General features: G+C 75.3%; 9 protein-coding genes. All 9 read left to right on the forward strand.

The features are described from left to right. The first annotated feature begins 7 nt into the window (after positions 1–7). The 9 genes from folP to R3E88_19285 all read left to right on the forward strand — a co-directional run bounded on the left by folP (position 8) and on the right by R3E88_19285 (position 10,015). Positions 8–913 carry a dihydropteroate synthase gene (gene folP, locus R3E88_19245; GenBank protein ID MEZ4218619.1) on the forward strand — a complete coding sequence of 302 codons (906 nt, stop codon included), beginning with the start codon at positions 8–10 and terminating at the stop codon, positions 911–913. Next, positions 910–1,791, forward strand: coding sequence for a diadenylate cyclase CdaA (gene cdaA, locus R3E88_19250; protein MEZ4218620.1), 882 nt, complete (start codon positions 910–912; stop codon positions 1,789–1,791). Before folP ends, cdaA begins: the two co-directional genes overlap by 4 nt. A gap of 26 nt (positions 1,792–1,817) precedes the next feature. Then, positions 1,818–2,519: a CdaR family protein gene (locus tag R3E88_19255; GenBank protein ID MEZ4218621.1), complete on the forward strand. Its 702-nt coding sequence runs from the start codon at positions 1,818–1,820 to the stop codon at positions 2,517–2,519. After that, positions 2,516–3,898 (forward strand): phosphoglucosamine mutase, encoded by a 1,383-nt coding sequence (gene glmM / locus R3E88_19260; GenBank protein ID MEZ4218622.1) that lies wholly within the window; start codon positions 2,516–2,518, stop codon positions 3,896–3,898. Before R3E88_19255 ends, glmM begins: the two co-directional genes overlap by 4 nt. Then, entirely contained in the window at positions 3,898–4,611 is a 714-nt protein-coding gene (locus R3E88_19265) for a pyridoxine 5'-phosphate synthase (GenBank protein MEZ4218623.1), read from the forward strand. The genes glmM and R3E88_19265 overlap by 1 nt, the downstream gene beginning before the upstream one ends. 11 nt (positions 4,612–4,622) lie before the next feature. Further along, positions 4,623–6,296, forward strand: a complete 1,674-nt coding sequence (locus tag R3E88_19270) for an NAD(P)H-hydrate dehydratase (GenBank protein ID MEZ4218624.1) — start codon at positions 4,623–4,625, stop codon at positions 6,294–6,296. Next, on the forward strand, positions 6,187–6,852 hold the full coding sequence (tsaE, locus tag R3E88_19275) for a tRNA (adenosine(37)-N6)-threonylcarbamoyltransferase complex ATPase subunit type 1 TsaE (GenBank protein MEZ4218625.1): 666 nt from the start codon (positions 6,187–6,189) through the stop codon (positions 6,850–6,852). The genes R3E88_19270 and tsaE overlap by 110 nt, the downstream gene beginning before the upstream one ends. A 37-nt stretch (positions 6,853–6,889) precedes the next feature. Then, entirely contained in the window at positions 6,890–8,128 is a 1,239-nt protein-coding gene (locus tag R3E88_19280; protein ID MEZ4218626.1) for an aspartate kinase, read from the forward strand. 516 nt (positions 8,129–8,644) lie between these two features. Beyond that, the gene (locus R3E88_19285; GenBank protein ID MEZ4218627.1) at positions 8,645–10,015 is read left to right on the forward strand and encodes a YhjD/YihY/BrkB family envelope integrity protein; all 1,371 of its coding nucleotides are present in this window, start codon (positions 8,645–8,647) and stop codon (positions 10,013–10,015) included. Positions 10,016–10,065 lie beyond the last annotated feature (50 nt).

Consider the following 10,065-nt stretch of genomic DNA (forward strand, 5'->3'; position numbering starts at 1 on the left):
GGCCGCCATGGCGGACCGACAGCTCGAGCCCGACGCGGCGGTGCGCACTCGCGCGCCGGCCGCGGCGCATCCATTCCGCGAAGGCACGACGACGCTGATGGGCGTGCTGAACGCGACGCCCGACTCGTTCTCCGACGGTGGCCGCTTCGTGCGGGGCGAGCGTGTCGACCTCGCCGGCGCGCTCGCGGCGGCGAAGGAGCTCGAGGAGGGCGGCGCCGACGTGCTCGACGTCGGCGGCGAGTCGACGCGTCCCGGTGCCGAGCCCGTCTCGCTCGAGGTCGAGCTCGCGCGCGTGCGGCCGGTCGTCGAGGCGCTCGCCGAAGCGACCGGGCTCCCGATCTCGATCGACACCCGGAAGGCGCGCGTCGCCGCCGAGGCGATCGCCGCCGGAGCGCGCGTCGTGAACGACGTGTCGGGTCTGCGGACGGATCCGGAGCTCGCCGACGTCGCGGCCGAGGCGGGCGCTTGGCTCGTCGTGGGCCACATGCGCGGCACGCCCGCGACCATGCAACGCGCGCCGCGCTTCGACGACGTGCGGGCCGAGGTCGCGCGCGAGCTCGCGGCTTCGATCGCGCTCGCGCGCGAGCGCGGCGTGCCGGCCGACCGCATCGTGGCCGACCCGGGGATCGGCTTCGGCAAGCGACTCGAGGACAACCTGGTGCTGATCGCGCGCGCCGGCGAGCTGCGGCGCGAGCTCGGCGTCCCCGTCCTGCTCGGGCCGTCGCGCAAGTCGTTCCTCGGCGCGCTGACGGGCGACCCGGTCGAGCGGCGCGACGACGCGACGCTCGCCGTCTGTGCCGTCGCGAGCTTCCTCGGGGTCGACGCGCTGCGCGTCCACGACGCGGCGCGCGTGCGGCGCGCCGTCGCCGTCGGGCGCGCGCTCGCCGCGGCGCGCCCGGAGGACGCCCGATGATCGGCTACCTCTGGCAGCTCCTCGTCGACTTCATCGAGTTCATCGGGACGCGCTTCTCGTGGCGCGACGCGATCGACATCGCGATCGTCGCGTTCGCGGTCTACTGGCTGCTGCTGCTCATCCGCGGCACGCGCGCGGTCCAGATCCTCGTCGGCGTGATCGTGCTGATCGCGCTCTCGCTCGCCTCGCAGTTCTTCCAGTTCGCGACCACGCGCTGGATCCTCGACACGTTCATGGGCTCGGCGGTGCTGATCATCGTCGTGCTCTTCCAGCACGACATCCGGCGCGCGCTCGCGCGCGTGGGCCGCTTCGGCTTCTTCCTCACGCCCGAGCACGAGGAGTCCGCCATGGTCGAGGAGGTCGTGCGCGCGGCGCAGATCCTCGCCCAGCGCCGCGTCGGCGCGCTGATGGTGATCGAGCGCGAGAGCATCCTGTCCGAGCAGATCGAGCAGGGCACGCGGCTCGACGCCGACGTCTCGAAGGAGCTGCTGGTGTCGCTCTTCCAGACGCAGTCGCCGCTGCACGACGGCGCGGTGATCCTGCGCGACGGGCGCATCCTGTCGGCCGGGTGCATCCTGCCGCTCACGCTGCGCCAGGATCTCCCCGACGGCGTCGGGACGCGGCACCGCGCGGCCGTCGGCGTCACCGAGGAGACGGACGCGCTCGTGATCGTCGTGTCCGAGGAGACGGCGGGCATCTCGATCGTCCTCGGCGGCGACATGCTGCGCAACCTCGACGGGCCGCACCTGCGCGTCGTGCTGCAGGAGATCCTCGCGGGCGAGCGCAAGGAGCTGCCCGAGGAGGTCGACGACGTGCGGCGGCCGCTCGAGCTCGCGGAGGCGGGCGGTGCCGATCGCACGAGCGGGTCGCGCGCCTAGCCAGCACGCAGGGGGAAGAGGGGCGCATGGCGCGTCGTCGGTACTCGAACTTCCGGCCCGGGGCGATGATCCTCTCGGTGCTGATCGCGAGCTTCCTGTGGGCCGTCTCGCAGGGGCAGGCGAACATCGAGCAGCTCGTCGCAGTGCCGGTCGAGCTGCGCCAGATCCCCGAGGACCTCGTCATCACCGATCGCAACGCCGACGCGCTGAGCCTCCACCTGCGCGGCACGGCGGCCGCGCTGCGCAACATCGACAAGAAGGCGCTCGTCTTCCCGATCGACCTCTCGAAGAGCAAGCGCGGGACGACGACGATCAACGTGCCGAACCCGCCCGTCGAGCTGCCGCGCGGCGTGACGACCTCGCAGCTCGCGCCGTCGCAGCTCACGGTGACGCTCGACTCGAAGGCGCGGAAGTCCGTGTCGGTGAAGCCCGACATCGAGGGCGAGCCCGCCGAGGGCTTCCGCCTCAAGGACCTGCGCGTCGTGCCGAACCGCGTCTGGCTCGCCGGCGCGCGCAGCCAGGTGCTGCGGCTCGACGAGGTCGTCACGGAGCCCGTGAACCTCGCGGGGTTGTCGCAGAGCGAGGAGCGCGAGGTGCGGCTCTACCTCGGCGGCGGCCGGGTCTGGAAGGAGGACGACGCGCCGGTGCGCGTCGTGATCGAGATCGAGCCCGTCGAGCCGCCGCCCGGCGAGGGCGGCGCGGACGCGCGCTCGGGAGTGGCGGGATGAGCGAGGTGGAGACGGCGCCGCCGCGGCCGCGGAGGCTCTTCGGGACGGACGGCGTGCGCGGCACGGCGAACGTGCACCCCATGACGGCGCCGATGGCGCTCAAGCTCGGGCAGGCGATCGCGCACGTCTTCCGCGGACGCGGGCGGCGGCGCGTGCTGATCGGCAAGGACACGCGCCTGTCCGGCTACATGTTCGAGGACGCGCTCGCGTCGGGCATCTGCTCGATGGGCGCGAACGTCATCCAGGTCGGGCCGATGCCGACGCCCGCGCTCGCCTTCCTCACGGCCGACATGCGCTGCGACGCCGGCGTCATGATCTCGGCGAGCCACAACCCCTACCAGGACAACGGCATCAAGTTCTTCGGGCACGATGGCTTCAAGCTCGCCGACGAGCTCGAGGCGCGCATCGAGGCGCTGGTCGAGAGCGGCGAGCTCGACGCGGCGACCGCCGACCCCGACGAGATCGGTCAGGCGCGGCGCATCGACGACGCCGAGGGCCGCTACGTCGTCTTCCTCAAGAAGACGTTCCCGATGGACCTCGAGCTCGAGGGCATGCGCGTCGTGCTCGACTGCGCGAACGGTGCGGCCTACAAGGTCGGGCCGACGGTGCTGTCCGAGCTCGGCGCCGAGGTCTTCCCGATCGCCGTCGAGCCGAACGGCCGCAACATCAACCGCGAGTGCGGCTCGACGCACCCCGAGAAGGCGGCCTCGCGCGTGCGCGAGGTGCGCGCGGACGTCGGCATCGCCGTCGACGGCGACGCCGACCGCGTGATCCTGATCGACGAGCGCGGCGAGCAGGTCGACGGCGACCAGGTGCTCGCGCTCTGCGCGCGCGACCTGCACGAGCGCAAGGAGCTGCGCGGCGGCGGCATCGTCGCGACCGTGATGAGCAACCTCGGCCTCGAGCGGTTCCTCGCGGCCCGCGGGCTCGGGCTCGAGCGCACGCAGGTGGGCGACCGCTACGTCGTCGAGGCGATGCGCGCCGGCGGCTACAACCTCGGCGGCGAGCAGAGCGGCCACGTCGTCTTCACGGACTACGGTCGCACCGGCGACGGCCTGATGACCGCGCTCCAGGTGCTCGCGATCATGGCGCGCAGCGGTCGCAGGCTCTCGGACCTCGCGTCCGACTTCGAGCGCTTCCCCCAGGTGCTCGTCAACGTCGCGGTCGCGAGCAAGCGCCCGCTCGAGGAGCTGCCCGGCGTGCAGGCGGCGATCCGCCGCGTCGAGGCCGAGCTCGCGGGGCGCGGCCGCGTGCTGATCCGCTACAGCGGCACCGAGCTCAAGGCGCGCGTGATGGTCGAAGGCGAGGACGAGGCGCGCGTGCGCGAGATCGCGGGCGATCTCGCCGACGAGCTGCGCCGCTCGCTCGGGGGGGTGTGATGCGGAACCTGATCGTCTCGCTCGACGCGATCGCGGGCCTCGCCGAGGCGTCCGCCGGCCGCGCGAGCTTCGACCTCGGCGCGGCGGCCGCGCTCGCCGAGCTCGCCGGCGCGGGCGGCGTGCGCATCGGACTGCGCGAGGACCTGCGCCCGATCGGCGAGGCCGAGGTGCTCCACCTGCGCCGCGCGAGCCGCTCGCTCGAGCTTCGCCTGCCGCCGTCGCCCGGCCTCCTGAAGCCCGCGCTCGAAGCGCGACCCGACCGCGTCGTGATCGCCGGCGAGAGCTGGGAGAGCCTCGGCGGCGCGACGCCGCTCGACCTGCGCACGCAGGCGCAGGCCGTGCAGGCGATGCTGCGCTCGCTCGACGACGCGGCGATCCCGGCCGTGCTCGTGCTGGCGCCGTCGCTCGACGCCGTGAAGGCCGGCCACGGGCTCGGCGCCCGCAGCGTCGAGCTCTACACGGGCGCGACCGTCGACCTGCCGCGCGCCGAGCGGCGCGCCGCGCTCGAGCAGCTCGCGGACGCGACGCGGCTCGCGAGCAAGCTGCGGCTCGGCCTGTCGATCGGCGGCGCGCTCGACGACCGCAGCGCGCCGGAGGTGCTCGAGGTCGCGCCGTCGGCCGAGCGCGTCGCGATCGGCCGCGCGTTCGCCGCGCGCGCCTTGCTCGTCGGCGTCGATCGCGCGGTGCGCGACCTGCGCGCGCGCGTCGAGTAGCGGGGCGCGCGATGCGCGCGGCCTGGCCCCTCGCGACCGCCTCCGAGATGCGCGCGCTCGACGCGCACACGATCGAGCACCTCGGCGTGCCGGGCGAGATCCTGATGGAGAGCGCGGGCCGCGCGGTCGCCGACGTCGCACTCGCCGAATGGCGCGCGCTCGGGCGCGGCGACGCCGAGGTGCTCGTCGCGTGCGGGCGCGGCCACAACGGCGGCGACGGCTTCGTGGTCGCGCGCCACCTCCACCTGCTCGACGTGCCCGTGCGCGCCGCGCTGCTCGGCGGCGAGCGCGCGGCGAGCGGACTGCGCGGCGACGCCGCCGCGGCGTTCGCGCGCATGCGCGCCGTCGGCGTGCGCTGCGAGGGCGATCGCTGGCGCGCACCCGCCGCCGGCGTCGTGGTCGACGCGCTCTTCGGAACGGGGCTCTCGCGCGCGCTCGACGGCGCCGCCGCGGCGGCCGTGCGGCGCATCGCGCGCGCGCGCGCGGCGGGCTGCCGCGTCGTCGCCGTCGACCTCCCGTCGGGCCTCGACGCCGACACGGGTGCCGCGCTCGGCGCGTGCGTCGAGGCCGATGTCACGGTCGCGATCGGGCTCCCGAAGCTCGGGCTCGCGCTCGAGCCCGGGCGCGCGCGCGCCGGGCGCATCTTCGTCGCGCGCATCGGCATCGCCGACGCGGCGCCCGGCGTCGGGCCGCTCGCGTTCGCGCCGACGCGCGCGGCCGCGGGCGCGCTGCTGCCGCCTCGCCCGGCGACCGGGCACAAGGGGAGCTTCGGCCACGTGCTGGTCGCGGCCGGCTCCGAGGGGAAGACGGGCGCGGCCGCGCTCGCCGCGCGCGCGGCCGCGCGGGCCGGCGCCGGGCTCGTGACGGTCGCGTGTCCGGCCGGGCTCGGCGACGTGATGGAGACGCTCTGTCTCGAGGCCATGACCGCGCCGCTCGCCGACACCGCGCGCCGCGGGCTCGCCGCGGCGGCCGAGGACGCGCTGCTCGCGCTCGCGCGCGAGCGCGACGTCGTGGCGCTCGGGCCGGGGATCGGGCGCGAGGCCGACACGGGCGATCTCGTGCGCGCCTTCGCGAAGCGCTGCGAGCGCCCGCTCGTGCTCGACGCCGACGCGCTCTTCGCGTTCGGCGACGAGCTCGAGCGCCTTCGCGAGCGCGGTGCGCCGACCGTGCTCACGCCGCACCCCGGCGAGGCGGCACGCCTGCTCGGCGTGCGCGCCGCGGACGTGAACGCCGGGCGCGTCGCCTGCGCGCGCGAGCTCGCCCGGCGAAGCGGCGCCGTGGCGGTGCTGAAGGGCGCGCCGACCGTGGTCGCGGCGCCCGACGGAGCGATCGCCGTCAACCCGACGGGCGGTCCGGCCCTCGCGAGCGGCGGGACGGGCGACGTGCTCACCGGCGCCATCGCCGCGCTCGTCGCGCAGGGGGCGGACGCGTTCGCGGCGGCCGTCGCGGCGGTGTTCGCGCACGGGCTCGCCGGCGATCGGATCGGGCGCCGCATCGGCGACGCGGGCCTCCTCGCCGGCGATCTCGCCGACGCGCTCCCGGCGGCACTCGCCGCGTTGCGCGAAGCTGCGCGCGATGTCGCGTCCGACCGACCCGTCCCCGGACCTCCCGCGCTGCTCGTGGCGTTTCCCGAGCCCGACCGCGACGCTCGCCGCCGGCGCCGCCCTCGCGCGCGCGTTCGCTGAGGCCGAGGCGGCGGGCGAGCTCGACGGGCCGCTCGTCGTCGCGCTCGCCGGCCCGCTCGGCGCCGGCAAGACGCAGCTCGCGAAGGGCGTCGGCGCGGGCTTCGGCTACGCGCCGGGCGACCTCGCGAGCCCGACGTTCACGATCGCGAACGGCTATCCGCTGCCCGGCGGCGGCGAGCTCCTGCACGTCGACGCCTACCGGCTCGCGGGGCCCGAGGAGCTGCGCGCGGCGGGCTTCGACGACGCGCTCGAGCCCGGCCGCGTCGTCGTCGTCGAGTGGCCCGAGCGCGTCGCCGGCGCGCTGCCCGACGACCGGCTCGACATCGTCCTCTCGCTCGAAGCCGGCGCCGCGGGGCTTGTCGCGGACGCCCCGGTCGGGGACGATTCCGCGCCCGCGGGCGCCCCGGTCGCGGCCCGCCGCGCCGAAGCGCGCGCGCGCGGACGGGACGCGGCCCGCGTGCTCGTGCGGATGCGTTCCCTGCTCGACGCGGTGCGCGGCGCCGGACGGGACGAGGACGGCGCGCGAGACGAGCCGTCGGCGGACGGTCGCGACTGACGATCAGCGCGCCCGCGACGGGCGAGGAGTGCGATTCGTGGCCCTGGTGGTGCAGAAGTTCGGCGGCACGAGCGTCGGCGACCCCGAGCGCATCCGGAACGTCGCGCGGCGCGTCGTCGAGACGCATCGCGCGGGCCACCGGGTGGTCGTGTGCGTCTCGGCGATGGCGGGCGAGACGAACGCGCTCGTCGCGCTCGCGAACGACGTCGGCGGCGAGCAGCCGAGCGCGCGCGAGTACGACGTGCTCGTCGCGACGGGCGAGCAGAAGACGATCGCGCTGCTCGCGATGGCGATCCATCGGCTCGGGGTGGACGCGCAGAGCTTCACCGGCGCGCAGATGGGCATGCGCACGGATTCGGACCACGCGCGCGCGCGCATCCAGAGCATCGACACGGAGGCGCTGCGCGCCGTCCTCGACCGCGGTGCGATCGCGGTGATCGCGGGCTTCCAGGGCGTCGACGACGAGGGCGACATCACGACGCTCGGTCGCGGGGGCTCGGACACCTCGGCCGTCGCCGTCGCCTGCGCGCTCGGCGCCGACGTGTGCGAGATCTACACGGACGTCGACGGCGTGTACACGACCGACCCGCGCATGTGCGCGCGAGCGCGCAAGCTCGCGCGCGTCTCCTTCGAGGAGATGCTCGAGATGGCGAGCCTCGGCGCGAAGGTGCTGCAGATCCGCTCGGTCAAGTTCGCGATGCGGTACGGCCTTCCGATCCACGTGCGATCGAGCTTCGACGCGTCGGAGGGCACATGGGTGGTGCGCGAGGAGGACCTGATGGAGCACATGATCGTTTCGGGCATCACCTTCAACCGCGACGAGGCGAAGATCCGGGTGCTCGGGGTGAAGGACCAGCCCGGGGTCGCGAGCCGCGTCTTCACGCCGCTCTCCGACGCCGGCATCGTCGTCGACATGATCATCCAGAACCTCGGCTCCGATGCGATGACGGACCTCACGTTCACGGTGCCGCGGGGCGACTTCAAGCGCGCCTTCGAGCTCGCGCGCAACGCGGGGCGGGACATCGGTGCGCGCGACGTCGAGGGCGCGACGGACGTCGCGAAGGTGTCGCTCGTCGGCCTCGGCATGCGCGACCACGCGGGCGTCGCGTCGAGGGCGTTCCGCGTGCTGGCGGACGAGGGCATCAACATCCAGGCCATCACGACGAGCGAGATCAAGATCTCGGTGCTCGTCGATGAGAAGTACACGGAGCTCGCCGTGCGCGCGCTGCACCACGCCTTCATCGAAGAGGGTGTGATGGAGCCGCGCGCGGAGTAGCCGTGCGTCCCCGCGGTCCCGCGGAGCCGCCCGCTTGGACAGCCGGTCCCCGCCGCCCCGATGCGGCGCGCCCGCGCGCCCGGAGCGCGGTGCGCTCCCCGTCCGCCTCGTCGCCGCGCTGCTGCTCGGCCTCGCGCCGCTCGCGCGCTGCGCGGAGCCGGGGCCGCCGCCCGAGGCGCGCGTCGCGGGGGCGGACCGCGCGGCGGTGCAGCTGCTCGCCGGCGGGCGACTCGACCCGAACCGGGCCGCGGCGAGGGACCTCGAGCTGCTCCCGGGCATCGGGCCCGCCCGCGCGGAGGCGATCGCCCGCGCGGCGCGCGCCGCTCCCTTCGCGCGCCCCGACGACCTCGCCCGCGTTCCCGGCATCGGGCCGCGGACCGTCGCGCGGCTCGCGCCGTGGCTCGCCGTGGGCGGCGATCGTGCGAACGGCGCGCGCGGATCGGGCGGCGCGTTGCCGATGAGCTGCGAAGCTCCCACCCTCGGGCCGCCCGCATTCGCCGCGCCAGGAGGAACGACATGGCCGCACCGCCCGCCGAGCTCGTCGACCGCGCGCGGCGCTTCCTGTTCCACGACCTGTGGCGCGTCGAGGTCGAGGACCGGTCGCTCGCGACGCTGCCGATCCGCCTGCTGCAGTTCGGGTACATGGTCGTCGAGGGCTTCATCCGCGACGAGCTGCTGCTGCGGGCCAGCGCGCTCACCTACATCGTCTCCCTCTCGCTGATCCCGCTGCTCGTGGTGGTGCTGTCGCTCCTGTCCGCGCTCGGCATGACGAGCGGCCTCGTCGAGGCCGCGATCGACTACCTCGCGATCCCGGGCGCGCGCGAGACGGTGCTTCCGTACGTGCAGGGGGTCGATCTCTCGGGCTTCGGCACGCTCGGCGCCGCGATCCTGTTCGTGACGACCGTGCTCGCGCTGCGCCACGGCGAGCACGCGGTGAACGAGATCTGGGGCGTCGTCGCCGGAAGGAGCTGGACGCGTCGCTTCACGGACTACCTGGCGATCCTGATCGTCGCTCCCGTGCTCCTGACGGTCGCGCTCTCGCTCGGGCCGACGCTGCGCTCGGACCCGGTCGTCGCCTGGCTCCTGCGCTTCCCCGCGTTCGAGTACGCCTACGCGCTCGGTCTGCGCTACGCGCCCGTCGTCCTGCTGACGCTCGCCTTCACGTTCGTCTACTGGTTCCTGCCGAACACCCAGGTGCGCGTCGCGAGCGCGGCGCTCGGCGGCGTCGTCGCGTCGGCGCTGTTCCTGATCGCGCAGGCGCTCTACGTCGACTTCAACGTCGGCGCGGCGACCTACAGCGCGTTCTTCGGCGCCGCGGCGACCGTGCCGCTGCTGCTCGTCTGGATCTACGTGTCGGCGTCCGTGTTCCTGCTCGGCGCGGAGATCTCGTTCGCGCACCAGAACCTCGCGACGTACCGGCGCGAGGTGCAGGGCGAGCGGCCGGCGCCGGCCGAGCGCGAGGTGCTCGGCCTGTGCATCGCACTCGAGGTGGCGCGCGCCTTCCGCGATCGCGAGGGCTACTGCACGGCGGACGACCTGGCGGATCGGCTCGGCGTCCCCGTGCGGCCGGTGCGCGAGGTGATGGCGGCGCTCGAGCGCGAGGAGATCCTCGCGCCGTGCACGCCCGACGGGCGCGAGCCCGGCCACCAGCTCGGGCGTCCGAGCGAGGACGTGCGGGTGGCGGAGGTGCTCGCCGCGCTGCGCGGGACGCCGCGGCTCCCGAACGCCGCGCCCGCGGTCGGCGACACGGCGCGCGTCGTCGAGGGCGTCGTGGGCGACCTCGAGCGCGCGGTCGCGCCGGTCGCGCGCGAGACGACGCTCGCCACCCTGCTCGGTGCGCTCGAGCCGCGCGCACCGCTCGCGGGCCGCGAGGGCGTCGGCGCGTAGCGCCCGGGGCGCGTCGTGCGCGCCGGGCGAGCGCGGTGTCGCGCGGTCGG

It is taken from the genome of Myxococcota bacterium (assembly GCA_041389495.1).
In the GTDB taxonomy this organism is placed as follows: domain Bacteria; phylum Myxococcota_A; class UBA9160; order UBA9160; family UBA4427; genus JAWKRT01.

What these genes read in the sequence shown, in the direction of transcription:
- glmM (MEZ4218622.1), top strand. Translation starts at nt 2,516, where the DNA reads ATGAGCGAGGTGGAGACGGCGCCGCCGCGGCCGCGGAGGCTCTTCGGG.
- folP (MEZ4218619.1), top strand. Translation starts at nt 8, where the DNA reads ATGGCGGACCGACAGCTCGAGCCCGACGCGGCGGTGCGCACTCGCGCG.
- R3E88_19270 (MEZ4218624.1), top strand. Translation starts at nt 4,623, where the DNA reads ATGCGCGCGGCCTGGCCCCTCGCGACCGCCTCCGAGATGCGCGCGCTC.
- cdaA (MEZ4218620.1), top strand. Translation starts at nt 910, where the DNA reads ATGATCGGCTACCTCTGGCAGCTCCTCGTCGACTTCATCGAGTTCATC.
- R3E88_19285 (MEZ4218627.1), top strand. Translation starts at nt 8,645, where the DNA reads ATGGCCGCACCGCCCGCCGAGCTCGTCGACCGCGCGCGGCGCTTCCTG.
- R3E88_19255 (MEZ4218621.1), top strand. Translation starts at nt 1,818, where the DNA reads ATGGCGCGTCGTCGGTACTCGAACTTCCGGCCCGGGGCGATGATCCTC.
- R3E88_19265 (MEZ4218623.1), top strand. Translation starts at nt 3,898, where the DNA reads ATGCGGAACCTGATCGTCTCGCTCGACGCGATCGCGGGCCTCGCCGAG.
- tsaE (MEZ4218625.1), top strand. Translation starts at nt 6,187, where the DNA reads ATGTCGCGTCCGACCGACCCGTCCCCGGACCTCCCGCGCTGCTCGTGG.